The organism is Catenuloplanes nepalensis (assembly GCF_030811575.1).
Taxonomy (GTDB): domain Bacteria; phylum Actinomycetota; class Actinomycetes; order Mycobacteriales; family Micromonosporaceae; genus Catenuloplanes; species Catenuloplanes nepalensis.
On record NZ_JAUSRA010000001.1, the window covers coordinates 7,722,984 to 7,749,321 of the forward strand.

Annotated in this window: 26 protein-coding genes; 11 read left to right on the top strand and 15 right to left on the bottom strand. The window is 72.1% G+C overall.

Annotated elements, in window-relative coordinates; translation table 11 throughout:
* Positions 1–46 precede the first annotated feature (46 nt).
* Complete coding sequence (locus tag J2S43_RS33325; RefSeq protein ID WP_306835906.1) at positions 47–1,456, bottom strand: PQQ-binding-like beta-propeller repeat protein; 1,410 nt, start codon at positions 1,454–1,456, stop codon at positions 47–49.
* Between the two features lie 111 nt (positions 1,457–1,567).
* Here J2S43_RS33325 and J2S43_RS33330 point away from each other — a divergent pair, with 111 nt between their 5' ends.
* Genes J2S43_RS33330 through hisC form a run of 5 tightly spaced genes read left to right on the top strand, consistent with a single transcriptional unit; the run spans position 1,568 to position 5,465 of the window.
* Positions 1,568–2,344 carry a HipA family kinase gene (locus J2S43_RS33330; protein WP_306835907.1) on the top strand — a complete coding sequence of 259 codons (777 nt, stop codon included), beginning with the start codon at positions 1,568–1,570 and terminating at the stop codon, positions 2,342–2,344.
* Positions 2,341–2,724, top strand: coding sequence for a DUF3037 domain-containing protein (locus J2S43_RS33335; protein ID WP_306835908.1), 384 nt, complete (start codon positions 2,341–2,343; stop codon positions 2,722–2,724). Before J2S43_RS33330 ends, J2S43_RS33335 begins: the two co-directional genes overlap by 4 nt.
* 40 nt (positions 2,725–2,764) lie before the next feature.
* The gene (locus tag J2S43_RS33340) at positions 2,765–3,361 is read left to right on the top strand and encodes an RDD family protein (RefSeq protein WP_306835910.1); all 597 of its coding nucleotides are present in this window, start codon (positions 2,765–2,767) and stop codon (positions 3,359–3,361) included.
* Complete coding sequence (locus J2S43_RS33345; RefSeq protein ID WP_306835912.1) at positions 3,358–4,392, top strand: RDD family protein; 1,035 nt, start codon at positions 3,358–3,360, stop codon at positions 4,390–4,392. Before J2S43_RS33340 ends, J2S43_RS33345 begins: the two co-directional genes overlap by 4 nt.
* Positions 4,389–5,465 carry a histidinol-phosphate transaminase gene (gene hisC / locus J2S43_RS33350; RefSeq protein ID WP_306835914.1) on the top strand — a complete coding sequence of 359 codons (1,077 nt, stop codon included), beginning with the start codon at positions 4,389–4,391 and terminating at the stop codon, positions 5,463–5,465. The genes J2S43_RS33345 and hisC overlap by 4 nt, the downstream gene beginning before the upstream one ends.
* A 67-nt stretch (positions 5,466–5,532) precedes the next feature.
* Here the strand turns inward: hisC and J2S43_RS33355 are convergent, their stop codons facing one another.
* From J2S43_RS33355 to J2S43_RS33385, 7 genes are all read right to left on the bottom strand, one after another.
* Positions 5,533–6,783, bottom strand: a complete 1,251-nt coding sequence (locus J2S43_RS33355; protein WP_306835916.1) for an outer membrane protein assembly factor BamB family protein — start codon at positions 6,781–6,783, stop codon at positions 5,533–5,535.
* 10 nt (positions 6,784–6,793) lie between these two features.
* Positions 6,794–7,291 (bottom strand): SRPBCC family protein, encoded by a 498-nt coding sequence (locus J2S43_RS33360; protein WP_306835918.1) that lies wholly within the window; start codon positions 7,289–7,291, stop codon positions 6,794–6,796.
* Between the two features lie 119 nt (positions 7,292–7,410).
* Positions 7,411–8,262, bottom strand: coding sequence for a hypothetical protein (locus tag J2S43_RS33365; RefSeq protein WP_306839627.1), 852 nt, complete (start codon positions 8,260–8,262; stop codon positions 7,411–7,413).
* Between the two features lie 63 nt (positions 8,263–8,325).
* Entirely contained in the window at positions 8,326–9,423 is a 1,098-nt protein-coding gene (locus J2S43_RS33370; RefSeq protein ID WP_306835920.1) for a tetratricopeptide repeat protein, read from the bottom strand.
* A gap of 907 nt (positions 9,424–10,330) precedes the next feature.
* Positions 10,331–10,792, bottom strand: coding sequence for a 2-C-methyl-D-erythritol 2,4-cyclodiphosphate synthase (gene ispF / locus J2S43_RS33375; protein WP_306839630.1), 462 nt, complete (start codon positions 10,790–10,792; stop codon positions 10,331–10,333).
* Positions 10,793–10,800: 8 nt separating this feature from the next.
* Entirely contained in the window at positions 10,801–11,508 is a 708-nt protein-coding gene (gene ispD, locus J2S43_RS33380; RefSeq protein WP_306835922.1) for a 2-C-methyl-D-erythritol 4-phosphate cytidylyltransferase, read from the bottom strand.
* Positions 11,509–11,564: 56 nt separating this feature from the next.
* Positions 11,565–12,050 carry a CarD family transcriptional regulator gene (locus J2S43_RS33385; protein WP_033342403.1) on the bottom strand — a complete coding sequence of 162 codons (486 nt, stop codon included), beginning with the start codon at positions 12,048–12,050 and terminating at the stop codon, positions 11,565–11,567.
* A 468-nt stretch (positions 12,051–12,518) separates the two neighbouring features.
* Between J2S43_RS33385 and J2S43_RS33390 the strand changes: the two genes are divergently transcribed.
* Complete coding sequence (locus J2S43_RS33390; RefSeq protein ID WP_306835925.1) at positions 12,519–13,265, top strand: hypothetical protein; 747 nt, start codon at positions 12,519–12,521, stop codon at positions 13,263–13,265.
* A gap of 7 nt (positions 13,266–13,272) precedes the next feature.
* Here the strand turns inward: J2S43_RS33390 and J2S43_RS33395 are convergent, their stop codons facing one another.
* Positions 13,273–14,304, bottom strand: coding sequence for a type III polyketide synthase (locus J2S43_RS33395; RefSeq protein WP_306835927.1), 1,032 nt, complete (start codon positions 14,302–14,304; stop codon positions 13,273–13,275).
* Between the two features lie 11 nt (positions 14,305–14,315).
* Complete coding sequence (locus J2S43_RS33400; protein ID WP_306835929.1) at positions 14,316–15,035, bottom strand: methyltransferase domain-containing protein; 720 nt, start codon at positions 15,033–15,035, stop codon at positions 14,316–14,318.
* A 46-nt stretch (positions 15,036–15,081) separates the two neighbouring features.
* Here J2S43_RS33400 and J2S43_RS33405 point away from each other — a divergent pair, with 46 nt between their 5' ends.
* The 4 genes from J2S43_RS33405 (at position 15,082) to disA (ending at position 19,615) form a co-directional block, all read left to right on the top strand.
* Positions 15,082–15,915, top strand: coding sequence for a UbiA family prenyltransferase (locus J2S43_RS33405; RefSeq protein WP_306835931.1), 834 nt, complete (start codon positions 15,082–15,084; stop codon positions 15,913–15,915).
* A 98-nt stretch (positions 15,916–16,013) separates the two neighbouring features.
* Positions 16,014–16,814 (top strand): hypothetical protein, encoded by an 801-nt coding sequence (locus J2S43_RS33410; RefSeq protein WP_306835933.1) that lies wholly within the window; start codon positions 16,014–16,016, stop codon positions 16,812–16,814.
* Between the two features lie 82 nt (positions 16,815–16,896).
* Positions 16,897–18,339: a DNA repair protein RadA gene (gene radA / locus J2S43_RS33415; protein ID WP_306835935.1), complete on the top strand. Its 1,443-nt coding sequence runs from the start codon at positions 16,897–16,899 to the stop codon at positions 18,337–18,339.
* An 88-nt stretch (positions 18,340–18,427) separates the two neighbouring features.
* A complete protein-coding gene (gene disA / locus J2S43_RS33420) occupies positions 18,428–19,615 on the top strand; it encodes a DNA integrity scanning diadenylate cyclase DisA (protein WP_306835936.1) in 1,188 nt (395 codons plus the stop codon).
* A 261-nt stretch (positions 19,616–19,876) separates the two neighbouring features.
* Here the strand turns inward: disA and J2S43_RS33425 are convergent, their stop codons facing one another.
* From J2S43_RS33425 to J2S43_RS33435, 3 genes are all read right to left on the bottom strand, one after another.
* Entirely contained in the window at positions 19,877–20,608 is a 732-nt protein-coding gene (locus J2S43_RS33425; protein WP_306835940.1) for an RAD23 family protein, read from the bottom strand.
* Between the two features lie 66 nt (positions 20,609–20,674).
* The gene (locus J2S43_RS33430) at positions 20,675–21,235 is read right to left on the bottom strand and encodes a peptide deformylase (protein WP_306835942.1); all 561 of its coding nucleotides are present in this window, start codon (positions 21,233–21,235) and stop codon (positions 20,675–20,677) included.
* The gene (locus J2S43_RS33435; RefSeq protein WP_306835944.1) at positions 21,232–21,744 is read right to left on the bottom strand and encodes a glycine cleavage system transcriptional repressor; all 513 of its coding nucleotides are present in this window, start codon (positions 21,742–21,744) and stop codon (positions 21,232–21,234) included. The genes J2S43_RS33430 and J2S43_RS33435 overlap by 4 nt, the downstream gene beginning before the upstream one ends.
* 130 nt (positions 21,745–21,874) lie before the next feature.
* On the opposite strand from J2S43_RS33435, the gene J2S43_RS33440 reads away from it, so the two are divergent.
* The gene (locus J2S43_RS33440) at positions 21,875–22,744 is read left to right on the top strand and encodes an iron-sulfur binding domain-containing protein (RefSeq protein WP_306835946.1); all 870 of its coding nucleotides are present in this window, start codon (positions 21,875–21,877) and stop codon (positions 22,742–22,744) included.
* A gap of 39 nt (positions 22,745–22,783) precedes the next feature.
* Here the strand turns inward: J2S43_RS33440 and J2S43_RS33445 are convergent, their stop codons facing one another.
* A complete protein-coding gene (locus J2S43_RS33445) occupies positions 22,784–25,306 on the bottom strand; it encodes an ATP-dependent Clp protease ATP-binding subunit (protein ID WP_306835948.1) in 2,523 nt (840 codons plus the stop codon).
* A 449-nt stretch (positions 25,307–25,755) separates the two neighbouring features.
* Positions 25,756–26,109 (bottom strand): histone-like nucleoid-structuring protein Lsr2, encoded by a 354-nt coding sequence (locus J2S43_RS33450; protein WP_306835950.1) that lies wholly within the window; start codon positions 26,107–26,109, stop codon positions 25,756–25,758.
* Positions 26,110–26,338 lie beyond the last annotated feature (229 nt).

The following is a 26,338-nucleotide window of genomic DNA, read 5'->3' on the forward strand; positions in this document are numbered from 1 at the left end:
GCAAGCCTAGGCCAGTCCGGGCACGGCTTCGGTGACCGGTCCGTGGCTACTTGCCGGAGAGGCCGCAATCGGGCTGTGCCGGGTCCGTGCAGGCCGCGTCGGCGGGCGGAGCGCCCGTTTGGTCGGAAGTCCCACCATCGGCAAGTTGCGAACCGTACGGCACATAACCGATGTCACGACCGTCCCCGATGATCAGTCCGGCCGGGCCGGCCGCGAGCACGTCCGCGCCGGATCTCACCTCGGCCAGCACGGCGCCGCTCGCGGGTGCGAGCGCGATCACGCGATCCGGGTCCGCCTCGACCACGATCACGGCGTACCGGGCGATCGAGGCCCTGGTGTCGGCGTCGGCATCACGGGACCAGGCCACGCTGTCCGTGCCCAGCACGTACCCGCGCAGCATCCGGCTGTCCTCGGTGTGCACGGCCGCGAACCGGTCGTCCACCGAGAGCACCCGGTCGCCCGGGTCGCCGGTCCACAGCAGCCGGCCGTCGTACATGTCCACGATCACCTCGCGGCGGTCCGGCGCCACACCGAGCACCACGTTGCGGCCGCCGCTCGGATCGGACCGCTGCGCGCAGCCCGCGCTCTCCGTGGTGCGCAGGTTCAACGCGGTCTGCCGCCAGACCTCCCGGCCGGTGCCCGCCTCGTGCCCGGTGACCGTGAAGTAGCAGGTGCCGTCCGCGGACTGGGCGAGCACCCGGATCACCCGGCCGCCGGCCGTGGTCACCCGCTCCTCCCGGCCCGGATCCGCCACCCGGGCGACCCGGCCGGTGCCGGTCTCGACCACGAACACCTTGCCGTCGATCGGCAGCCCGAGCAGGCCGGGGGCGGGTTGCGGGCCGCCCGCGTCCGCGCTCACCCGCGGCGCGGTCAGCAGCTCCGTACCGAAGGACCTCGGGTTGTCCGCGTTCAGGCCGACTTGAATGCCGGGCAGGTCCGTCGACCAGCGCGGCGCGGTCCCGCGCGGATCCCAGGCGGACAGCACGCAGTCCTTCGCCGCGAAACACCGGACGTCGATCACCAGATTCCGGTACGTCCAGACGCCGACCGCGTCCGCGCTGGTCCGCAGCACGGAGCCGTCGTAGGGGTTGAGCACCTGGTAGCCCTTGGTGAGCATCTCGCCGGTCAGCACCACCGAGCCATCCCCGTCACCGGCCACCGCGTTCCAGCTGATCCCGGTCTTCTCCCAGGCCAGGCCGCCGCTGGCGAGCGCACGTCCCTCGACCGCGTCGCCCCGGTCGATGATCACGGCACTCCCGGCGATCGTGACCGTGCGTGGCAGCGCGCCGACCCGCTGCTGCCAGAGCGGAGCCGGTTCGGCGAGCGTGCCGCTCTGGTTCACCCAGGCCCACATGCCGGGCCAGGGGTTCCAGACGTTGGTCAGCGCCAGCGTCACCAGCGCGATGACGGCAAGGATCAGCCAGCACCTCACGCACGGACGCCGGCCCTTCGCCACGCGATCACGCTAACCAGGGTTTTCAGTCAGGGCTCGCTTGCACATTTCCCGCCTGTCCATAACAAACAAGACCAAATCCCTCCATCGGGGGTACGCCGTAAGCTGTTGACCATGCTTCGCCGAGTTGTCGGAACGCGGTATGTCACACCGCTCCGTGAGGGTGGATCGCTGCCCGGCGTGATCGAGGCCGACGACCTCGGCACCTACGTGGTCAAGTTCCGCGGCGCCGGCCAGGGCCCGAAGGCGCTGGTCGCCGAGGTGATCGCGGGCGAGCTGGCCCGCCGCCTCGGCCTGCCCGTGCCCGAGCTGGTGGTGCTGGAGCTGGACCCGGTGATCGCCCGCGCCGAGCCGGACCAGGAGATCCAGGAGCTGCTCAAGCACTCCGGCGGCGACAACCTCGGGATGGACTTCCTGCCCGGCGCGCTCAACTTCGACCCGCTCGCGCACCCACTCGACCCGCTGCTCGCCTCGCGGATCGTCTGGTTCGACGCGTTCGTCGAGAACGTGGACCGCAGCTGGCGCAACCCGAACATGCTGACCTGGGCCGACGGCGGGCTATGGCTGATCGACCACGGCGCCGCGCTCTACTTCCACCACAACTGGCCGCGGGCCGGCGCTGTGGTGCACCGGCCGTTCAAGGGCGGCGACCACGTGCTCGCGCCGTTCGCCACCCGGCTGGCCGAGGCCGACGCGTCGCTCGGGCCGCAGATCACCCGCGAGCTGCTGACCGAGGTGCTGGCGCTGGTCCCGGACGGCTGGCTGGCCGCGCCGGACAGCGAGGACCCGGCGCTCGCCACGGCGGACGGCGTGCGTGCGGCGTACCGCGATCACCTGCTGACCCGCGCGTCCGGCCGGGACGCCTGGCTCCCGGCGGAGGTGGCGAAGTGACGGATCGGCAGCTCTTCGAGTACGCGGTGATCCGCGTACTGCCCCGGGTCGAGCGCGGTGAGCAGATCAACGTGGGCGTGATCCTCTACTGCCAGCGCACCGGTTTCCTGGCCGCGCGCACCGCGCTGGATCTCGACCGGCTGCGCGCGCTGGACCGCACCGCCGACGCGGACGCGGTGCTCGGCGCGCTGCGGTCGTTCGAGGTCACCACCGCGGGCGACGCGGTCTGCGGCCCGGCCGCCGGCCTGCGGCCGGGCGAGCGTTTCCGCTGGCTGACAGCGCCGCGCAGCACGATCATCCAGACCGGGCCGGTGCACACCGGGCTGACCGTGGATCCGGCCGCGGAGCTGGAGCGGCTGATGGACCTGCTCGTCAGATAGCTCGCAGGCATTCCTCAGCGCGACCTGGGAGACTGGCCCGGTGAATCCGCAGTACTCGGGCCCCCCACCCGCATATACCGGTTATCCCGGATATTCCGCACCGCCGCCGGTGCTCGCCCCGTTCGGCGAGCGGCTCGCCGCGTACCTCATCGATGCGTTGATCCTCGGCGCGGCCGCCATGATCTACACGATTCCGCTCACCATCTACGTCACCATGCAGGCATTCGCGCTGACCGGGCCGAACGGCACCACCAACGAGGAGGCGGTCCCCGCGTACCTCGCGTCGCTCTTCATCTCGATGGGCGTCGCGTTCGTCCTGGGCCTGGCGATCAGCTACCTCTACCACGTCGAGTTCGTGCTCAGGAGCGGCCAGACGCTGGGGAAGCGGTTCATGAAGCTGTACATCGTGCGCCTGGGTCAGTCGCCCGGGCACGGCATCAGCCGCGGCGACGCGGTCAAGCGCTGGGGCGCGACGATCGGCCTGGGCTTCGTGCCGGGCGGCAGCTACCTCGACGGGCTGTGGCAGCTCTGGGACAAGCCGTACCAGCAGTGCCTCCACGACAAGGCCGCGTCGACCACGGTGGTTAAGGTTTCTCCGGTGAGCAGCACACCGATGCCCGGCGGGGTGTTCCAGTGAGCGACATCGCCCCCGGGTGGTACAAGGATCCCGCGGACCCGTCCACCCAGCGCTGGTGGGACGGGGAGGGCTGGCTGGGCGCGCCGCTGCCCGCGGACGCGACGCCGCCGGACGGACCGCCGCCACCGGAGCCCGTCCCCGCGCCCCAGGCCCCGTCCGTGACCGGCGTCGACGGCACCCCACCGGCCCGGGACGGCGGCCCGCAGGGCTGGCCCGTCGGCCGCACGGCCGCACCGCCGCAGCAGGCGCCCGCGCACCCCGCGCCCGGCTGGCCGCAGGGCACGCCGGGTGCGCCCCCCGGCTGGCCGCACGGTGCGCCGCCGCCCGGCTGGCAGCCTGGATATCCGCCTGGCTATCCGCCGCCCGGGTGGGTGCCGGCGCCGGTGCTGCCGCACGGCATGCCGCTGGCCGGTTACGGCGCCCGGTTCGTGGCGCGGTTGATCGACCTCGGCGTGCTCACCGTGCTGGTCCTGATCGCGAACTCGTGGTTCCTGGTGCAGTTCTTCCAGGAGCTACAGGTGTACCTGCCGCTCGCCTCCGAGTACGTGGCCGCGACCAACCGCGGCGAGAACCCGGTGATGCCGACCGCCTCCGACCGGTTCAGCTTCCTGCAACTGGCGATGCTGGTGGTCACCGCGATGGTGTGGTTCGCCTACGAGGTGCCGCAGATCGCGAACTCCGGCCAGACGCTCGGCAAGCGGCTGATGGGCATCAAGACCATCGCGCTGGAGGACGGCGCGACGCCGGGCTTCGGCCGCGCGTTCCGCCGCTGGAACCTCTACGGCACCGCCACGCTGTTCTGGTCCTGCTGCGGCATCGGCCTGCTCTGGCAGCTGCTCGACGGCCTGTCCCCGCTGTTCGACCGGCACATGCAGCGTGCCTGGCACGACCGGGTCGCGCAGACCGTGGTGGTCCAGCTGCCGAGGAACACGACCGGCGCCCCGGCGACCGTGGGGCAGCCCGGGACGAACCCGGCGCGGCATCCGGCCGATCCCGGGAGCCGCACCGACACCACCGGAGGTGACCGATGACCCGGCTGACCCGCGCCGACCTGGACGCGATCCCGGCGTACGTGCCCGGCCGCAGCCCGGCCGACCTGGCTCGTGACCTGGGCATGGCGGAGGCGATCAAGCTCGCCAGCAACGAGGTGCCGTTCGGGCCGCTGCCCGGCGTGGTGGAGGCGATCACCGCGGCCGCCGCGGGCACCCACCGCTACCCGGACCTGGCCGCGGTCGAGCTGCGGGACCGGCTCGCCGAGCGGTACGGCGTGCCCGCGGACCGGCTCGTCACCGGCTGCGGCTCCGTGGCGATCTGCGAGAACCTGGCGCGCGCCACCTGCCTGCCGGGCGACGAGATCATCTTTGCGTGGCGCTCGTTCGAGGCGTACCCGATCGTGGCCGCCTCGGTCGGCGCCACCGCGGTCCGGGTCCCGAACACGGCCACGCACGGCCACGACCTGGACGCGATGGCCGCCGCGATCACCGACCGGACCCGGCTGGTGTTCGTCTGCAACCCGAACAACCCGACCGGTACCAGCCTGCGTCGCGCGGAGATCGACCGATTCCTCGACGCGGTACCGGCGAACGTGCTGGTGGTGCTGGACGAGGCGTACCGGGAGTTCAACACGGACCCGGACGTGCCGGACGGCATCGACACCTACGCCGGCCGGCCGAACGTGGCCGTGCTGCGCACGCTCTCCAAGGCGTGGGGCCTGGCCGGCCTGCGGATCGGCTTCCTCGTCGCGGCGCCCGAGGTGGCGGCCGCGGTCCGCAAGGTGACCACGCCGTTCTCCACGAACCTGCTGGCCCAGGCGGCCGCGCTGGCCGCGCTGCGGCAGGAGGACGAGGTGCGCCGCCGCTGCGCGCTGGTGGTCGGCGAACGTGACCGGCTCACTGCGGAGCTGCGCAAACTCGGCCAGGACGTGCCCGAGAGCCAGGCCAACTTCGTCTGGCTGCCGATGGCCGACCGGTCCGCCGCGTTCGGCGCCGCCTGCGAGGCGCGCGGCGTGATCGTCCGCCCGTTCCAGGGCGACGGCGTGCGCGTCACGATCGGCACCGCCGCGGAGAACGACGCGTTCCTCACGGCCGCCGCCGACGCCCTCTAGCGTGATTCGAGGCGTCCCCCAGGTCGTTCCAGCGACGTGGGGGACGCCTCGATCTTGGTCTGAACGCTCAGCTCACGGCGACGGCGACACCCTCGCCGGCGAAGTAGTAGTCCTTGTCCTCCGCCGTGTCCGGCGCGTCCAGCTTGCGGCGCACGGTCACGACCAGGCCATCCGTGGCGTACGCCGTGCCCGGCGTCCAGTGCCGCTCCCGGGTCGGCTCGTTCTTCGAGGTCGGCACGCCGAACGCGAAGAGCGAGAGCTGCGTGCCGGTCGCCGCGTCCAGCGTGATCAGCCGGTCCGCCGCGTTGAGCAGGTGCACGCGGCCCGGCTGCACGGCCAGCACCCGCAGCTCCTCGTCCCAGGTCCGGCCCGGCCAGGTCCAGATCTCCGCGCCGGTGGCCAGGTTGCGGGCGGTCGCGGTCCGCGCGCCGTCCGTGATGTAGACGACCTCGCCGAGCACCTTCGCGCCCGGTGCGTCCGCCGCCGGTGCGGCCAGCACGCCGTCGGCCGCGAACCGGTAGGCCTTACCGCCGTCCCGGACCAGCGCGCACTCCGACGCGCCGAGCCGGCACGAGTCCGCGGTGACCTCGCCGGCCGCCACCCACTCGCGGGCCGCGCCACCGGCCAGGTCGTAGACGGTCAGGCCGGTCGCGGTGCGGCAGGCGAACCCGCCGCTCGCCGTGGTGAAGCTCGCCGGTCCGCAGGTCGCGCCGATCGGCGCGCGCTCCCGGCCGGTGGCCGCCTCGAAGACCCGGACCGCGACCGCGCCGCGCACCACGATCAGCTCGTCCCCGCCCGAGTCGGTGGCCGTGTAGAGATCGGCCGGGGTCCAGACCAGTTCCTCGCCGGTGCGCCGCGGTGTCGCCGGCGCCGCGTCCGGCGCCGACTCCGGCCCGGGCGCGCGCCAAACGATCTCGCCGTCGCTCGCACGGATGCCGACCAGCTCGCCGTCCGTCCAGCGGCTGACCACGACGCCGCCGGCCTCGACCACGCCGAGCACGCTCTGCGGCCAGCGCCGGAACGTCCAGGCCGGGGTCCGCTCGGTCCGGGCGGCAACCGGCGAGTCCGCGCGCACCTGCCGGGCGCTCGCATAGACCCGGGTGTCGCCGTCGACGATCAGCGGCGCCGAGTAGAGCAGGCCGGCGGTGCCGGTCTTCCGCTCGATCGGCGCGGCGTTCGCGACCGGTGTGACGGTGCGCACCTCGGCCGGCGGGAGCACCCGGACGACCGCTATCACACCCAGGACGACCAGGACAAACGCCGCGAGCGACGCCTGCCACCAGATGGACCGGCTCTTCTTCTCCGCCTCCTCGCGCACGCGGAGAACCCTACCGTGGACGGGCCAGTGCTTCCTGTCGTACCGGCTCGCGGACCGCGATCGCCAGATCGTGCAGGTCCTGCCGGAGCGCTCCCTCGGAGACCATCGCCGCGAGCCCGCCGAGGACCAGCGCGAGCAGCCGGCCCCGAGGTTCGAGCGGCGCGCCCTCCTGCACCGCGGTCACCGCGGTCTCGCCACGGTGCCGGCCTTCCCGGATCGGCGTGAACGTGTACGTCATTCGGTACTCCGCGCCGATGCCGGGCGAACTGACCACGAACCGGGCGCCCTCGTCGCACTCCTCGACCCGGAACTCCTCGGTGACACGCGCGCCGTCCGGCATGTGCCGCGTCTCCTGCCAGGCCGACCCGGCCCGCAGGTCACCGGGGGTGAGCACCTCGACGTGGTCGACCGTGGAGAGCCAGCCGGCGCGGCCCGGCAGATCCGTGAAGACCCGCCACACCCGCGCGGCGGGCGCCTTGATCGTCCGGGTGACCGCGATGGTCGACATGGTCCGCCCTCTCCCCCGGCTGCCGTCCCGGCCACCCACCCCTGACCGGAGCACACCAGCCCTACCGCCGCAGAGTAGCGACCCCACCACGGTGACGGACAGGAATTCCTCCGATCCGGCTAATCGAACCCGCCGTCAACCAGCCCGAATCGGATCAGATCGGTCAGCGGATCGACAACGGCCGCGGCGCCGAAGCCCTCCCACAGCGGCCGTGGCCGGCTCTGACGCGCACGGACCGGCTCGATCAGCCGCACCGGGTCGGTCGCCGCCAGCGCCTCGGCCACGTCCGCGACCTCGCCGCCCTCCACCGCCAGCAGCGTGCCGACCAGCACGTTCAGGAAGCCGTGGTGCACGAAGCCGGTCTCCGGATCCGCGCTGCGCAGCGCGTGGTGCGGCCCGGCGGTCAGCTTGAACGGCAGCTCCCGCTCGCGGCAGGCGCAGATCACCGCGGCCAGCTCGACCGGCGTCGGGAACAGCTCGGCCGCGAGCCCGCCGGTGCGGAACTTCGCGGCCACCGGCGCACCGGCCGCGCGGGCCGAGGCCACCGTGTCCAGCGCGCCGAGCAGGCCCCAGCTGAGCGGGATCTCCGCGTAGCCCCGAGGTGCCGCGCCGGAGGCCAGCACGCGGATCAGGCGGTGCAGGCCCGGCTGCGGGTCCTCGCCCCGCTTCGCCACCGCGACCTCGACCTGGCGGATCGTGAAGTGCCGGGCCAGCCGGTCCCGGGCAGCGAGGAAGCCGTCCAGGCCGGTGTCCGCGATCACCGCGATCTCCAGCGGCTCCGGATCGCTGCGCGGCAGCACGGACACGGCGGACGCCGGGAGCAGCAGCGGGCCGGTCAAAGACGCATACCACCCCGAGACGTGCTCACGGTGAACCGCCGCGGCGTCGATGATCGCGGCTGCGTCGAGCGGCGTGGTGCCGCCGGAGGCCAGGGCCGCGTCATCCACCAGCCCCGCGAGCAGCGGCGGTATCAACCCCGGTGGCACGGCTATTGAACCTAATGGAAGTCTTGAACGGCCGACAAGAGCAGCGGGTCAGAACCGGCGGGACCGGTGAAAGACGATCAGCTCCGCGGCCGCGCCGAACGCGATCGCCAGCACCAGCGGCCACGGCGTGCCGATCATGGCGTACACCAGGAACAGCAACGGCATCGCGGCCGTGGCGACCAGGGCGATCAGCAGCGGCCGCTCCGCGCGTAGCAGCCCCGGAAAGCCCTCCCGCACCATCCGCGGAATCCGCGCCAGGTAGAGCACCACCGCGATCGCGCCGAGCACGGTCAGCGAGACGGCCGCGAACCGGGACAGCGCGCCGTCCACCGAGGCGCTGAACGCGACCAGCAACGCCACGATCAGCGCGCCACCGCCCGCACCCAGCAGCGTCCGGTGCAGCACCTCGCGCGTGGTCCGGCCGAGCGTCTGGGTGGCGGTCTCCCGTGCCCGCGGATCGAACGCGACCGGCTCCTCCTTCGACGCCTCGGCGGCGATCCCGGCCAGCGCCCGTGCGTATCGTCGCTGCTCCAGCCGCAACAGACCGGAGTCGGCGCCGGCCTGCTCCAGGTCCGGATTCAGCCGGATCGCCTCCCGGTAGGCCCGCTCGGCCAGGTCGAACTGGTGCAGCCGGGCCGCGACGACCGCGAGCACCAGGTGACTCTCCGGCTCGGTCGGCGCGAGCGTGACCGCGTGCCACGCCGTGTCCAGCGCCACCTGGCCGTTGCGCGTCTCGCTGAGCAGCGCGGCGCCGGTGCGCTGCGCATACGCCTCCTGCGGGCCGATCCGCAGGATCTCCTCGGCGACCTGCGCGCCCTCCGCGAAGCGCTGCAACTCGACCAGCGCGATGCCGCGCACCACCAGCGGAGCCACCTGCCCGGGCGCGGCCTCGACCGCCTGGTCCGCGCTCACCAGCGCGTCCGCCGGGCGGCCGATGGCCAGGTAGACGCGGGCCAGCATCGCCCGCGTCCAGGGATCGCCCGGCTCCAGCGCGAGCGCGGCCTCCAACTCCACGATCGCGTCCGGGTAGGCCTCCAGATCCGCGAGCAGCGCGGCACGCTGCACGTGCTCGTTCGCGCTGACGGAGTCGGGGCCCTCGTCCGGGGTCCGGTCGGGCGTGCTGTCGGGGGCGGCGTCGCTCGGCACGCCCCGAGCTTATGCGAGCACCTCTACGACGCCCCACCGCCGGATCACCAACGACGACAGAACCCGAACCCAGGCCCTCGATCTTCCCGCTTCCGGCGTGGGCACCTTCCCAGTGCTCCCGCGGGCACCGGTCCCGCCGCTGCCCACGGAACCCACGCGGCCATCACCCCCGCTCCGATCACTGCCGCGGCGCCACTCCCCGCCACTGCCCACGGAACCCCACGCGGCCACCACCCCCACTCCGATCACTGCCGCAGCGCCACTCCCCGCCACTGCCCACGGAACCCCACGCGGCCACCACCCCCACTCCGATCACTGCCGCAGCGCCACTCCCCGCCACCCCACGCTCAAAGCCCGCCCCACGCCGCGTCCCGCACCGCCACGCATCCCCGCACCACCACGCACCTCGCGCCACCACGCGAGCCGCACCACCACGCGAGCCGCACGACCATGCGAGCCGAGCGCTGTGCGCCCGAAATTTAGCCATATGTCGGCCCTGTTGCGGCGCCACGTACGCACGCGACACCATCCGCCCGGCCTGCCCTGGGTGCGTCGGGGCGGCCAGGGATGACTCATCCCTTTGAGAGGGAGATTTCGGGCATGGGGTGCCCGGCGGAGTCCGCGACAGGAAGCGGATCGATGCGTGCCGCAGGGCTTCGGCGCCGCTGACGGCATGGGGTTTCGGCACGCGCGTGGGTTGTGGTGACCAGCGGCGAGACCGGCAGGGAGGAGCGCCAGCGACGACCGGTGCCCGCGGGAGCACTCGGAACGTCACCACGCCGGAAGCGGGAAGAAGGCCTCTGTGATCCTGATCTTCTGTTGGCCGCGCTGGCGGTGGTAGATCAGCACGTCACCACGCCGGGAGCGGGAAGAAGGCCTCTGTGGTCCTGGTCTTCTGTTGGCCGCGCTAGCGGTGGTAGATCATCGCGACGGCGATGCCGGCCAGGCCCTCCGCGCGGCCGGTGAGGCCGAGGCCGTCCGTGGTGGTGCCGGAGACGGTCACGGTGGCGCCGGCGGCGGCGGTGAGCGTGCGCTGGGCCTCGTCGCGGCGCTTGCCGATCTTCGGGTGGACGCCGATCACCTGGATGGAGACGTTGCCGATTTCGAAGCCGGCCGCGCGGACCCGGGACGCGGCCTCGGTGAGCAGCGCCACGCCGGAGGCGCCGGACCACTCCGGGCGGTCGGTGCCGAAGTTGCTGCCCAGGTCGCCGAGGTTGGCCGCGGAGAAGAGCGCGTCGCAGGCCGCGTGCGCGGCGACGTCGCCGTCGGAGTGGCCGGCCAGACCGGTCTCGCCGGGCCAGTGCAGGCCGGCGACCCAGCACTCCCGTCCGGCCTCGAACGCGTGCACGTCGGTCCCCACACCCACCATCGGAATGATCACGCGGTGGATCCTGCCTCATGGGTCAGCAGGTGCTCCGCCAGCACCAGGTCGATCGGACGGGTGATCTTCATGGCCAGGTCGGAGCCGGGCACGCAGACCACGCGCTCGCCGAGCTTCTCCACCATGCCGGCGTCGTCGGTGTGTGCCGCGACCGCGGCCGCGTGTGCGGCGACGAGCAGGTCGCGCCGGAAGCCCTGCGGGGTCTGCACCGCGCGGAGCGTGGACCGGTCGACGGTGCCGAGCACGGTCTCGGACGCGTCGACCTCCTTGATCGTGTCGACCACCGGAAGCACCGGGATCACCGCACCGGCACCGTTCCGCACGGCCGCGGCCACGGATTCGACCAGCGCGGCCGGTGCGAGCGCCCGGGCCGCGTCGTGCACGAGGACGACGTCGACCTCGGCGGGCACGGCGGCGAGCGCGGCGGAGACCGAGGACTGCCGGTCGGCGCCGCCGGGGACGACCGTCACCTCCGCGACCGGCGCGAGCAGCCCGATCACGAACGTGACGTCCGCCGGGGGCGCGGCGACCACGATCCGGCGGACCCCGCGCGCGGTGGCGACCCGGCGCACCGCGTGCACCAGCAGCGGCTCACCGCCGAGCAGACGCAACGCCTTCGGGCCGCCCGGGCCGAGCCGGACACCGGCACCGGCAGCAGGAACAAGGACCGCGACGTCACCGCGCGGGTCAAGGTGCGCGGTCACGTCGCGGTCCTGTCGTTTATCAGGGGTGGTGCTGGGCATTTGTGCAGGCCCGGTGATCAGGCCTCGGTGAGGACCTTGTCGAGAAGCGTCTCCGCCTCGTCCTTGGTGCTCTTCTCCGCGAGCGCCACCTCGCCGACGAGAATGTCCCGGGCCTTCGCCAGCATGCGCTTCTCACCGGCGGAGAGGCCCCGCTCACGCTCACGACGCCACAGGTCACGGACGACCTCGGCGACCTTCAGCGGGTTGCCGGAGGCCAGCTTTTCCAGGTTTGCCTTGTAGCGCCGCGACCAGTTGGTCGGCTCCTCGGTGTGCGGGGCGCGGAGAACATCGAAGACCTTGCCGAGGCCTTCTTCTCCGACCACTTCGCGCACACCGACGATCTCGGCGTTCTCAGCGGGAACCCGCACCGTCAGGTCACCCTGAGCGACCCTCAGGACGAGGTAGAGCTTTTCCTCGCCCTTGACGACCCGAGTCTCGATAGCCTCGATGAGTGCGGCCCCGTGGTGGGGGTAAACAACGGTCTCGCCGACACTGAAAACCATAGGTTCGAAACCCCTTTCGCTGTGTCTAGCGTAACACGGTCGGACACCGATGTCCCACCCCGACCCTGACCATTTGCGCAGCTCAGAGACCCTGTGAAAGGTCTTTCTCGGGCTTGACAGCGCGCCATTCAGATGATTCGCTGACGCAGCGTGACCAATACATCACCGACCTGCGGTGACCGTCGAGATCGACAGTCGCTAAGGTCGGACAGATCAGCACGTCTGGATCGAGCTCTCCCCATCCGGGACGAAACGGAGCGCCGAGGGCGGTCCGGACGGTCCGGCTGAGGCGAGAAATCCTGGCCAGAAAAAACTTGCACGGTCTTGCGGAAGGTCGTGGCTCAACGATGCGGCGGCCCCATTCTATCGCCGATGGCCACCCCGTGCCCCACTGGCGGTGAACGCCCGGGTGCGAGACGCTATGAGGTGGACCCCGAGTCACTTCCGGCGGGCGGTCAGGGGGCGCAGATGGGCACGCTTGGCGGCAACGGCGACGTTCCTCCTCCGGACGACAGTGACCTGCCCGAACTCCCTCCCGAGTGGCGATCGATAGTCATACCGGACGACGCCTCCGCACTCGCCGACGAGGCCGCGGCCGTCCGGCGCGAGCTGCGCGAGCGGCACCGGCCCGAGCCACCCGCCCCAATCGTCACCCGCCGCGCGTTCCTGAGCCGCTTCGTCCGGCCACCGAGCGAGACCGCGCTCCGGATCCCACTGGTGATCATGGGGATCGCCGTCATCACTACGCTGACGAGTCTGTTCCTCGTGAGCTGGCTCGGTCAGCCGCGCACACCGGCCGCGCAGCGCACCGCGGCCGGCCACACCCCCAGCCCGGGGCGCACGCTGCCCGCGCTCGACCTGGTCGCGGCGGACGGCAGCAGTACGCCGCTGCGCGCCCTGCTCCCGGCCGTGTTCGTGATCACCGACGGGTGCGCCTGCGACCGGCTGCTCTCCGAGACGCTGCGCGCCGCGCCGGCCGGCGTGCGCGTGGTCGCGGTGAGCCGGCTCCCCGCCTCCGGGGCGCCCGGCACGCCGCTGCCCGGCCTGCTCAGCCTGCTCGACCAGGCCGGCTCGCTGCGCACGGTCACGGACCTGCCGGAGCCCACCGGTGGCGGCGCCGTGGTGCTGGTCGACGACCGGAACGAGATTCTGCGCACGGTCCCGGCCGCCACCACCGCGGACGAATACCGGGTCACGCTGGAGCAGCTCGCCTGAGGGTCCGTCAGACCAGCTCCATCAGCACGGCGTACAGCGTGAGGCCCGGGCCGAACGCGAGGGCGAGCACCCGGCGCGGCGGCTCGGGCCGGCGGCGCAGCGCGTCCAGGATCAGCAGCACGGTCGGCGACGAGCAGTTGCCGTAGGTGGCGAGCACCTCGCGCGACGCGGCCATCGCCGAGTCCGGCAGCTCCAACTGCCGCTGCACCGTGTCCAGGATGCGCGGCCCGCCCGGGTGCACCGCCCAGCCGTCCACGTCCGCCACGGTCAGCCCGTGCCCGGCGAGCAGGTCGTCGACCATCGGACGGACGTGCCGGGCGAGCACCTGCGGCACCCGGTTGGACAGGCCCATCCGGAAACCGAGGTCGGTGACCTGCCACGACATGTGGTCCGCGGTCGTCGGGTCGGTGACCGCGGCGACCTCGCGCACGGCGTACCCCCGCTGGTTCGGCTCTTCGGGCCGCAGCACGACGGCTACGGCGGCGTCGCCGAAGAGCGCGTGGCAGACCACCTGCTGGGTCTCCAGCCTCGCCGCGGGCGGCTGGATGTGCAGGCTGGTCAGCTCCGCGCAGAGCAGCAGCGCCGGGCGGCCGCGCGCGGTCACGAAGTCGGAGACCGCGCCGATGCCGGGCAGCGCGGCGTAACAGCCCATGTGCCCGATGAACAGCCGCTGGGTGCGCGGCGACATGCCCAGGTCCCGGGCGAGCAGGATGTCCAGGCCCGGCGTGGCGTAGCCGGTGCAGGAGCAGACCGCGAACAGGCCGACGTCCGCCGCGGCCAGGCCGGCCGAGGTGAGCGCCCGCTCCACCGCCTCCTTGCCGAGCGGCAGCGCCTCCTCCTGGTAGCGGCGCATGCGCTGCTCGGTCGACCAGCCGGAGACGTCCTCGGTGAGCGGGTTGACCGCGGCCTGGCGGGTGCGCACGCCGGAGTTCGCGAAGATCCGCTCCGCGATCGCGGCGGTCCGGCCCTGGTAGTGCGCCGCGAAGTAGCCGGACCACAGCTCGTCCTGATCGGCGGACGGCGGAAGCGCCACACCCATCCCACCTATGATCACCACTCTTTTCGCCCCATTCCCTGGTACGCGACGGCGGTCGACCTGATCGGACGCATGCGACGGGCACGCTCCGGCGGTCGCCGGCCCAGCAGCCAGCCGGCGAGCGCGGGCAGGCTCGGTCGGATACCCCGGATGCGCAGCCGTACACCGTGTGTGGCGCAGAGCTCGGTCAGGCGCGCGGGATCCACATAGAACGCGGGGTCGTGGATGCCGCGCGACCGGGGCACCAGGAACTCCGCGACGGTGATCGTGAGCAGCCGGCTCAGCGGCGTGTCGTTCAGCGTGTCCAGCACCAGCAGGCCGCCCGGGCGCAGCACCCGGCACAGCTCCGCGACCGTGGCCGGCAGGTCCGGCACGTGCTCCAGCAGCTCGCCCGCGACCACCACGTCCGCGACCGCGACCGGCAGCGGGAGCCGGGCCGCGTCCGCCCGGACCGGGGTGACGCCCCGCGCCCGCGCCTGCGCGAGCGCGGCCGCGCTGAGATCGACACCGACGTGCCTATAACCGTGCCCGGCCACGTGTGGGGCGAGCAGGCCGGCGCCGCAGCCCACGTCGACCAGCACCGCGCCGTCCCGGGACGCGGGCGGGATCAGCTCGGCACGCGCGGCGGCCAGCCAGTGCAGCAGCTCGAACAGGCCACCCGGACGCCACCACTCCCCGGCGAGCGCGTCGTACTGCCGGGGGTCGTTGCGCACCGCGGTCCGGGGCGGGGCCATCCGTCGAGCCTGGCACGAGTCGGCGAGAAGGGCCAGACTGCGGCTCATGGCCCTCCGAGGATTGTTCCGTGCCTCCCATCCCGAGCCCGGGCTCGCCGTCACCGCGGTCAGCGCGCTGCTGGGGGCCGGTGCCGGGCACTCGCTCGCGAGCGGTGCGCTGGTCACCGCGACCGTGCTGGCCAGTCAGGCCGCGGTCGGATGGAGCAACGACTGGCTCGACGCGGCGCGGGACCGGACCGTCGGGCGGGCCGACAAGCCGGTCGCGACCGGCACGGTGAGCCGTACCGCGGTCGGCGTGGCCGCGCTGGTGTCGGCGCTGGCCGTACCCGTGCTGGGTCTGTTCACCACGCTGCCGGCCGCGGCCTGCATCACGCTGGCGCTGGTCTCCGCGCTGCTCTACAACGCGCCGCTGAAGCGCACGCCGCTGTCGGTGCTGCCCTATGTGGTCTCGTTCGGCGCGCTGCCCGCGTTCGTGGTGCTGGCGCTGCCCGGCGCGCCCACACCCCCGGCGTGGCTGGTCGTGGCCGGCGGGCTGCTCGGCGGCGGCGCGCACTTCGCCAACGTGCTGCCGGACCTCGAGGACGACCTGACCACGGGGGTACGGGGACTGCCGCACCGCCTCGGCGCGACCGCGTCCCGGCTAGCCGCGGCCGTGCTGCTGCTCGCCGCGACCGTGACGCTCGCGTTCGGACCGCCGGGCCCGCCGTCCTGGGTGGGCACGGCCGCGCTGGTCGCGGCGGTCGTGGCGCTGACCGCCGGATGGCTGGCCGGCCGGGCCGCCGCTGCGCGCGGGCACCGGTCGCACGCCACGTTCCGATCCGTCCTCGCGGTCGCGCTGATCGACGTGATTCTGCTGGTCGTGGGCGGTGCGGTGGGCTGAGCGCGGCGCAGTTGGCGGGTCGGCTCACGAAGCGGATCACGGCCAACTAGGCTGAAGCCCGGCCAAGCTCGCGTTCTGGCAGTTCGAGGAGGACCGACGTGACGCGCTCGATGACGGTAGGCCGCCGGGCCCTGCGCCTCGCGGTGGGAGCCGCAGCGGTCGCTCTGGCGGTGACCGGCTGCAGTGCCGGGCAGATCGCCGAGACCGCGATGAAGGCGCCGTCGGTCGCGAGTGTCTCCGCCGACTCCGCCGACGGGAAGCTCGCGGTCCGCGGGCTCGCCGTGGCGTACGAGGGTGTCGAGGGCTACCCGGCCGGTGGCAACGCGCCGGTGCACGTGACGCTGATCAACCAGACCGCCAACCCGATGACCGTCGCGATCGGCATCGGCGCCCCGGCCGAGGGCGCGAACCCGACCGTGACCACGGCACGCGCGGTGCAGATCGTCGGCGGCGGATCGCCGTCGGCCCCGGCTGAGACCTCTCCTTCGGCCGAGACATCGGCCGGCGCGAGCCCGTCCGGATCGCCGTCCGCCGACGCGGGGGAGGAGCCGGAGACGCCCGGTTCGGCCTCGCCCGACGCGTCCGGCTCAGCCTCCGGGGGCGCGGCCTCGGCGTCGCCGTCGCAGACTTCCGCGGCCACCGCTCCGGCGGGCCGGGCCGCGACCGTGGAGATCCCGGCGAACAGCGCGGTGATCTTCACGTCGGAGAGCGCGGAGCGGCTGACGCTGGTCGGCCTCGCCGCGGCGCTGCGCAGCGGCATGTCGGTCACGCTCACGTTCCAGGCCACGGAGGAGGGCGGCGCCGCAAGCGAGCTGCTGACCGTTCCGACGCCGGTGGACATCCCGCTGACGCCGGCACCGCGCGAGACTCCGCACGAGGAGGAGGGCGAGGGCCACTAGCCCGGCGCTCCCAGGCTTCGAGCCCGTCCCCCACGCCGGGGGACGGGCTCTTCTGTCGGGGGAGGTGGCTAACGTTGCTGCCGTGACCCGACCGATTCCGCGCGGCGCCTCCTCGGCCCGCCCCCGCTCCGGCGGCTCCCGCGAGCCGCGGCCGACCTATCAGTGCGATGCCTGCGGGCATCAGCCGCCCAAGTGGGTCGGCCGCTGCCCGGAGTGCGGCGAGTGGGGCTCGGTGATCGAGGCGGCGCCCGGCCCGGTCGTCTCCGGCAAGGTGGTCAGCTCGCGCATGCCCGCGGAGCCGGCCCGCCCGATCTCGCAGATCAGCGCCGCACCGGCCAAGGCGCGCCCGACGCACGTGCCGGAGCTCGACCGGGTGCTCGGCGGCGGCATGGTGCCCGGCGCCGTGGTGCTGCTGGCCGGCGAGCCGGGCGTGGGCAAGTCCACGCTGCTGCTCGACGTGGCGCAGCGCTGGGCCGAGGCCGGCGAGACGCCGTCGCTGGTGGTCAGCGGCGAGGAGTCGGTCAGCCAGGTGCGGCTGCGCGCGGAGCGGATGGGCGCGCTGCACGACGAGCTCTACCTCGCGGCCGAGAGCGACCTCGGCGCGGTCATCGGCCATCTGGACGCGGTCAAGCCGGGCCTGCTGATCGTCGACTCGGTGCAGACCATCTCCACCGGCACGGCCGAGGGCGTGTCCGGCGGCGTCACCCAGGTCCGCGCGGTCACCGCCACGCTGGTCAGCATCGCGAAGGAGCGCGGTATCGCGACCGTGCTGGTCGGTCACGTCACCAAGGACGGCAACGTGGCCGGTCCGCGCGTGCTGGAGCACCTGGTCGACGTGGTGCTGCACTTCGAGGGCGACAAGCACTCGTCGCTGCGTCTGGTCCGCGGCATCAAGAACCGGTTCGGCGCGGCCGACGAGGTGGGCTGCTTCGAGATGCACGAGGGCGGCATCAGCAGCCTCTCCGACCCGTCCGGCCTGTTCCTGACGCGCTACTCCGAGCCGGTGCCGGGCACCTGTGTGACGGTCGCCATGGAGGGCCGGCGTGCGCTGGTCACCGAGGTCCAGGCGCTGATCGGCGGCACGGTCCCGGGCTCGCCGCGGCGCACCGTCTCCGGGCTGGACAGCGCCCGTCTGGCCATGGTGCTGGCCGTGCTGCAACGCCGGGTCGAGCGGCTCACGCTGCATGACAAGGAGGTCTTCGCGGCCACGGTCGGCGGCATCCGGGTGGTCGAGCCCGCGGCCGACCTGGCGGTGGCGCTCGCGGTCGCGTCCGGCGGGCTCAATCTCGCGCTGCACCCGACGCTGGCCGCGATCGGCGAGGTCGGGCTGACCGGAGAGGTGCGCCGGGTGGGCGCGGTGCCCCGGCGGCTCGCCGAGGCGGCCCGGCTCGGTTTCAGGTTCGCGCTGGTGCCGCCCGGCTGCGGGCCGTCCTCGACCGGGGTTGTGCCGGACGGAATGCGGGTAGAGGAGGTCGGCGACCTGCGGAGCGCACTGCAGTGGGCCGCCCGGTTCTCGGCGGAGTGAGGCTACTCAGAGTGACAGATAATCACTGTGTGGGGTTGCGGCCGAACCGCAACGGCGGCTCGTGGATGACGGTCCGTAGACTGTGCGGGTGCCGATCGACCGAGATGCCAGCAAGCCCGCTGGTGCGAGCCTTCCTGGCCGCGCCGGCGTGGTCGGCTCACCCGCTCGCGCCGTGACGAACGGATCCCCCGGGCTGAACGGGTCCGGCGGCGCCGGCGACCCGCTCCGGGCCAACCTCGCGCTGATGGCGCCGGGCACCGCACTCCGCGACGGGCTGGAGCGCATCCTGCGCGGCCGCACCGGCGCGCTGATCGTGCTCGGCTACGACGCGACCGTCGAGTCGCTCTGCACCGGCGGCTTCGCGCTGGACGTGGAGTTCTCCTCGACCCGGCTGCGCGAGCTGTGCAAGATGGACGGCGCGATCGTGCTGTCCAGCGACTGCACCCGCATCGTCCGCGCCGCCGTGCACCTGATGCCGAACCCGGACATCTACACCGAGGAGTCCGGCACCCGGCACCGGACGGCCGAGCGGGTGGCCAAGCAGACCGGCTACCCGGTGATCTCAGTCAGCCAGTCCATGCACATCATCGGGCTGTACGTGAACGGCCAGCGGCACGTGCTGGACGACTCCGCCGCCATCCTCAGCCGGGCCAACCAGGCCCTCGCCACGCTGGAGCGGTACAAGCTGCGACTGGACGAGGTCTCCGGCACGCTCTCCGCACTGGAGATCGAGGACCTGGTCACGGTGCGGGACGCGGTCGCGGTGGTGCAGCGGCTGGAGATGGTCCGCCGCATCGCGGACGAGATCGCGGGTTACGTGGTCGAGCTGGGCACGGACGGCCGGCTGCTCGCGCTGCAGCTGGACGAGCTGATGGCCGGCGTCGACGCGGACCGCACGCTGGTCATCCGCGACTACCTGCCGACCGGCCGGAAGGCGCGCACGCTGGACGAGGCGCTGGTCGAGCTGGACCTGCTGACCGCCACCGATCTGATCGACCTGGTCGCGGTCGCGAAGTCGATCGGTTACCCGCCGGCGTCCGACGCACTGGACGCGCCGGTCAGCCCGCGCGGCTACCGGCTGCTGGCGAAGGTGCCGCGGCTGCCCGGTAGCGTGGTCGATCGCCTGGTCGACCACTTCGGCAGCCTGCAGCGCCTGCTCGGCGCCACGGTCGAGGACCTGCAGGCGGTCGACGGCGTCGGCGACGCCCGCGCCCGCAGCGTCCGCGAGGGCCTCTCCCGCCTAGCCGAGGCCAGCATCCTCGAACGCTACGTCTGAGGCCGCAAGAACCTCCCGTGAGGGCGCGGCGTCGTCGAGACGCCGGTCTTGCGAGGACGCGTTCCTCGTCTTCGCTAAACCGGTGGCTCGGCGACGCCCGCGAGCGCCCGAGCCGGAGGAGCGCAGCGACGACCAGCTAGCTCTGCCAGGGCGCGGCGTCGTCGAGACGCCGATTCTGCGAGGACGCGCTCCTTGTCCTCGCAAAACCGGTGGCTCGGCGACGCCCGCGAGCGCCCGAGCGGAGGAACGCAGCGACGACCATCAGCTCAGCGTGATCGTTATGGGGTTGGTGGTCTGCTGCGAGAGGCGGCCGAAGAGCTGGTAGGTGCCGGCCGTGGGGGCGTCGCCGGCCGCGGAGCCGTTGCTGCACTTGGCGGACGACTTGCCGTTCCAGCCCGCGGTGCCGATCGTGGTCTCCTCGCCCGGCGCGAACGTGCGCATGTCGGACACGCCCGGGTCCGCGCAGGTGTCCGAGGACCAGATCGTCTCCGCGCCCCGCTTCAGGTACATCTCCTGCTCGCGGGAGCCCACGTCGAGCGTGCAGGCCTGACCCGACCCGTTCTTGATCTTCAGCTCGAACTGCAGCCCCGCGCCCCGCGCCACGCTGGCCCGGTCGGTCGCCGCCGATATCGTGATCGCGCCCTGCGCGCAGCCGCCGTTGCCGCCGACCACGATCCCGTCCGCGCCCGCGGTCGGGAAGAGCGAGTCCTCGGGCTGGGGCAGGCCGGCCGAGCCGCCCTCCGGCGCCGGGTTGAACGACTGACTCTGACCAGGCGGGTCGGTGCGCGGCGTCAGCACCGCCGGGCTGGCCGTGGAGGTGGGGGTGGCGTCGGCATTCGGCGACGGAGTACCCGTTCCCTGACCGGTCGGCGTGTCGGTGCCGCCGCCCCTGGTGCACGAGTAGACGATCACCATGATGACGACGAGTAGCGCGCCGATGACAACGGCGCGTCTCCGCCAGTAGACGGCGGGTGGGTGGGGTCCAACCGTCATTCTCATGATGGGGTCACCGTATCGAGCGACGCCCGAACCGACGGCGCGACGCGCCGTGAGTATCCCTCACAGGTAGGTCTTGCGTTGGTAGACGGCGTGCGCGCCGGCCACCCTGTCCAGGAACAGCAGCCCGGCACAGTGATCGATCTCATGCTGCAGCGCCCGCGCCTCGAATCCGTCGGCCGGGAACTTGACGGTCACGCCGCTGCCGGGCAGCTGACCCTCGACCACGAGTCGGCTGGCCCGCTTGACGTCGCCGGTCAGGTCCGGTACGGACATGCATCCCTCACGGCCGGGCCGCCACCGGCTCGCCTCCACCACGGTGGCATTGCAGAGCGCGAACGCGCCGTGCACGGTCACCGCCTTCGGATGGCCGGTGACGTCCACGCAGAAGACCTGCGCGCTCACGCCGACCTGCGGCGCGGCCAGTCCGACGCAGCCGGGTGAGACGCGCATCGTGGCGAGCAGGTCCGCGGCCAGCCGGATCACCTCCGGGTCGCACGGGTCCACCTCGGACCCGGCGCGGCTGAGCAGCGGGTCCGGGGCCGTGACCACGGTCCGGACCGTGCCCGGCTCGCCCAGGCTCTCCGCCGTCCAACCGGCCAGGTCGTCGATCGGCGCGGTCACAGCAGGTCCGATTCCGCGCGGCGCAGCGTCACCTCGACGTCCAGCGTCTTCGCGACCTCGTGCAGCCGGTCCGCGAGCCGGTCGGCCGCGGCCGGCGGCAGGTCGACCTCCGCGATCAGCAGGTAGAGCGGGCCGGTCAGCCGGGTGGTGAGGTCCGTGACGTTGCCGCCCTCCTCCTCGACCACGCGGGTGACGGCCGCGACGATGCCGAGCCGGTCCGCGCCGTGCACGCTCACCAGGTACGGCTCGCCGTGCGGCGCGTTTCCGGCGTCCGGCTCCACGGCTCGCACCGTGGCCAGCAACTGCCCGTCCGCGGTGAGGGGCGCGAGCGCGACCTCGACCGCGGCCGGCTCCGGTCCGTTGCAGACCAGCGTCATCGCGAAGTGGCCGCGCAGCCGGGTCATGGTGGAGTCGGTCAGGTTGGCGCCGAGCCCGGCCAGCACGCCGGCGACGTCGGCGACGATGCCTGGCCGGTCGTGGCCGATGACGGTGATCGCAAGCTCCTGCACCCGTGCAGTGTCCCCGACGCGGGTGCTCCCGCGCGCGTTCCCCCGCCGGTGGGTCCAGCGTGCGGGACAGTGACGCGGCAAGGCACTCGACGTGCGTGGTGCTGAGCGCGTCGGGCAGGATGGTCGCGCGATGACTATTGCTGAGACCGCAATCGACTGGTTCGACCTGAACGCCCGGGATCTGCCGTGGCGGGAACCGGACGCCTCGCCCTGGTCCATCCTGGTCAGCGAGGTGATGTTGCAGCAGACGCCGGTGGTCCGGGTGCTGCCGGCCTGGCGCAACTGGATGGCGAGGTGGCCGGTGCCGGCCGCGCTGGCGGCGGACCCACCGGGCGAGGCGATCCGGATGTGGGACCGGCTGGGCTATCCGCGCCGCGCGCTGCGGCTGCACGCCTGCGCGACCGCGATCGTGGAGCGGCACGGCGGCGAGGTCCCGGACGACCTGGAGTTGCTGCTCGCGCTGCCCGGGATCGGCGTCTACACGTCCCGGGCGGTGGCCACGTTCGCGTACGGGCAGCGGCACCCGGTGGTGGACACGAACGTCCGCCGATTCGTGTCCCGCGCGGTGGCCGGCGAGCCGGACGCCGGCCCGGCGACCACCCCGGCGGACCTGGTGGCCTGCGAGGCGCTGCTGCCGGACGAGCCGGCCCGGGCGGCGCGGGCCAGCGCCGCGTTCATGGAGATCGGCGCGCTGATCTGCACGGCCCGGTCGCCGCGCTGCGCGGCCTGCCCGGTGGTGTCCACCTGCGCCTGGAAGGCGACCGGCAGACCGATGCCGGAGGGTCCGACGCGGCGCCCGCAGAAGTACGCGGGCACGGATCGGCACGTCCGTGGCCTGATCATGGCGGTGTTGCGGCAGTCCGACGTGCCGGTGTCCCGGCACCGGATCGACCTGGTCTGGCCGGACGAGGTGCAGCGAACCCGGGCCCTGGCCGGGCTGGTGACCGACGGCTTGGCGCAGCCCGCACCCGGCCTGCCCGAGCACTACGTGCTGCCATGAGAAAGGGCCCCCTGGTCAGGGGGCCCTTTCACAGACGCCTTACTCCTCGGTGGTCGCGCCCAGATCGGCCGGCACCGTCTCGGGCACCTCGACCGGCCGGTCCGAAGCCTTGAACACGAGCTTGGACTCGTCGATGTTGTCCGGGTCGCCCTCGCAGTCGACGACCACGATGTGGCCGGGGCGCAACTCGTTGAAGAGGATGCGCTCGGACAGGTTGTCCTCGACGTCACGCTGGATGGTCCGGCGCAGCGGCCGGGCGCCCAGCACCGGGTCGAAGCCCTTCTTCGCCAGGTACTTCTTCGCGTTGTCGGTCAGCTCCAGACCCATGTCCTTGTTCTTGAGCTGGCCCTCGATACGCGAGACGAAGATGTCCACGATGTGCAGGATCTCCTCCTGCCGCAGCTGGTGGAAGACGATCGTGTCGTCGATGCGGTTCAGGAACTCCGGGCGGAAGTGCTGCTTCAGCTCGTCGTTGACCTTCTGCTTCATCCGCTCGTAGTTCGACTCCTGGTCCTCCGACGCCTGGAAGCCCAGCGACACCGCCTTCGCCACGTCACGGGTACCCAGGTTGGTGGTCAGGATGATCACCGTGTTCTTGAAGTCCACGATCCGGCCCTGACCATCGGTCAGCCGGCCGTCCTCCAGAATCTGCAACAGCGTGTTGAACACATCCGGGTGCGCCTTCTCGATCTCGTCGAAAAGCACCACGGAGAACGGCTTACGCCGCACCTTCTCGGTCAGCTGACCGCCCTCGTCATAACCCACGTAACCGGGAGGCGCACCCACCAGACGCGACACCGTGTAACGGTCGTGAAACTCGGACATGTCCAGCTGAATCAGCGCATCCTCGGAACCGAACAGGAACTCCGCCAACGCCTTGGAGAGCTCGGTCTTACCCACGCCGGACGGGCCCGCGAAGATGAACGAACCGGACGGGCGCTTCGGGTCCTTCAGACCCGCACGCGTACGCCGGATCGCCTTCGACACCGCCTTGACCGCGTCCGACTGCCCGACGACCCGCTTGTGCAGCTCGTCCTCCATACGCAGCAACCGGGAGGTCTCCTCCTCGGTGAGCTTGTAGACCGGGATGCCGGTCCAGTTACCCAGCACCTCCGCGATCTGCTCGTCGTCCACCTCGCTGACGACGTCCAGGTCGCCGGCCTTCCACTGCTTCTCCCGTTGCGCCTTCTGGGAGAGCAGCTGCTTCTCCTGGTCGCGCAGCTGCGCGGCGCGCTCGAAGTCCTGCGCGTCGATCGCGGACTCCTTGCCGCGGCGGACCTCGGCGATCCGCTCGTCGAACTCGCGAAGGTCCGGCGGCGCGGTCATCCGGCGGATGCGCATGCGCGCACCGGCCTCGTCGATGAGGTCGATCGCCTTGTCCGGCAGGTAGCGGTCGGAAATGTACCGGTCGGCCAGCGTGGCGGCCGCGACCAGCGCGGCGTCCGTGATCGAGACCCGGTGATGGGCCTCGTAGCGGTCACGCAGACCCTTGAGGATCTCGATGGTGTGCGCCAACGACGGCTCGCCGACCTGGATCGGCTGGAAGCGGCGCTCCAGCGCCGCGTCCTTCTCCAGGTGCTTGCGGTACTCGTCCAGCGTGGTGGCACCGATGGTCTGCAGCTCACCACGGGCCAGCATCGGCTTGAGGATGCTGGCGGCGTCGATCGCGCCCTCGGCCGCGCCGGCGCCGACGAGCGTGTGGATCTCGTCGATGAACAGGATGATGTCGCCCCGGGTGCGGATCTCCTTGAGCACCTTCTTCAGGCGCTCCTCGAAGTCACCGCGGTAACGCGAGCCCGCGACCAGCGCACCGAGGTCGAGCGTGTAGAGCTGCTTGTCCTTCAGCGTCTCGGGCACCTCGCCCTTGATGATCTTCTGGGCCAGGCCCTCGACCACCGCGGTCTTACCGACACCCGGCTCACCGATGAGCACCGGATTGTTCTTGGTGCGGCGGGACAGCACCTGCATGACCCGCTCGATCTCCTTCTCGCGCCCGATGACCGGGTCGAGCTTGCCCTCGCGGGCGGCCTGGGTGAGGTTGCGGCCGAACTGGTCCAGCACCAGGCTGGTCGACGGCGCGGCCTCGCCACCGGCCGCTGCGGCGGCGCCGGTGGTGCCCTTGTCCTGATATCCGGAGAGCAGCTGGATGACCTGCTGGCGGACCCGGTTGAGGTCGGCGCCCAGCTTGACCAGCACCTGCGCGGCCACGCCCTCACCCTCGCGGATCAGGCCGAGCAGGATGTGCTCCGTGCCGATGTAGTTGTGGCCGAGTTGCAATGCCTCACGCAGCGACAGCTCCAGGACCTTCTTGGCCCGGGGCGTGAAGGGGATGTGTCCGCTGGGGGCTTGCTGACCCTGACCGATGATCTCTTCAACCTGCTGGCGCACGCCCTCGAGCGAGATGCCCAGGCTCTCCAGGGCCTTGGCGGCGACGCCCTCACCCTCGTGGATGAGGCCCAACAGGATGTGCTCGGTGCCGATGTAGTTGTGGTTGAGCATCCGGGCTTCTTCCTGAGCCAGGACGACAACCCGACGCGCTCGGTCGGTGAACCGCTCGAACATATCCCTCGTGCTCCTCACGTGCCGTGCGCACTCGATCTTGTGAGTCGAGCAAACGTGGCTGCGCCTCTGCCCGCGAAACCACGTCCCTGCCTGTGAACCACGCCTGAACATCCACGGAGGATGTCCATGCCATCACTCTATCGCCGCCGACCGACTTCGCCGCTCCTCGAAGTTGTCCGAGTACCGGTAGTCAGCGACGCATTCACCAACCTGCCACGGGCAACGCCTGTTCCCTGGCCGGGGCCGCTACGCGGACAGCGAAATCAGCGGAGCAGGCATGCGTTGTCCACAGGCAGGCCACGTTATCCACAGGGCCTGCGGTTATCAACAGGTGCCTGTGGATAACCCTCTGAGCTGCGCAAACAAGCGCTGCACAAACAAGCACGGAGGCCCGCGACGCGCTGTGCGTCGCGGGCCTCCGGCCACAAAACGATGGGATTACGGGGTGATCAGCGCCCGGGGCCCTTCGCGTGAAACTCGTCAACGATCTCCTGCGGGATGCGCCCGCGGTCGGAGATCTCCTTGCCCTCTTTCTTCGCCCAGTTACGGATCGCCTTGTTCTGCTCGCGATCCGCCGCCGCGCCGCCACGGCCTCGCGCCGCGCGACCGCCGACAACGACACCGCCCCGGCCGACCTTAGTTCCGGCGCCGAGGTACGGCTCGAAAAGGGACCGCAATTTCTCGGCGTTCTTCTTCGAGAGGTCGATCTCGTACTGCACACCGTCGAGGGCGAACTTGACCGTCTCGTCCGCGTCGCCGCCGTCGATGTCGTCGACCAGCTTGTGAATGATCTGCTTGGCCACGGGCCGTTATCCTTCCGAGCAAGTTTCTCCCGCAATACCTGAACAATAACTCAAAAGATGCGTCGCCCGTCAATAGGATGGGCAAGGGTCTTGTGGCGCGCCGGGCGGACGGCTTTCCACAATGCCGTTGTCGGAGAGATTCCCTGCTCAGGGCGGTGCCGGGGAACCGAAGCGACATTCTCCACCGGGCACTCGGAAGGCATTCAACCTCGATACGACGCCGGATCGT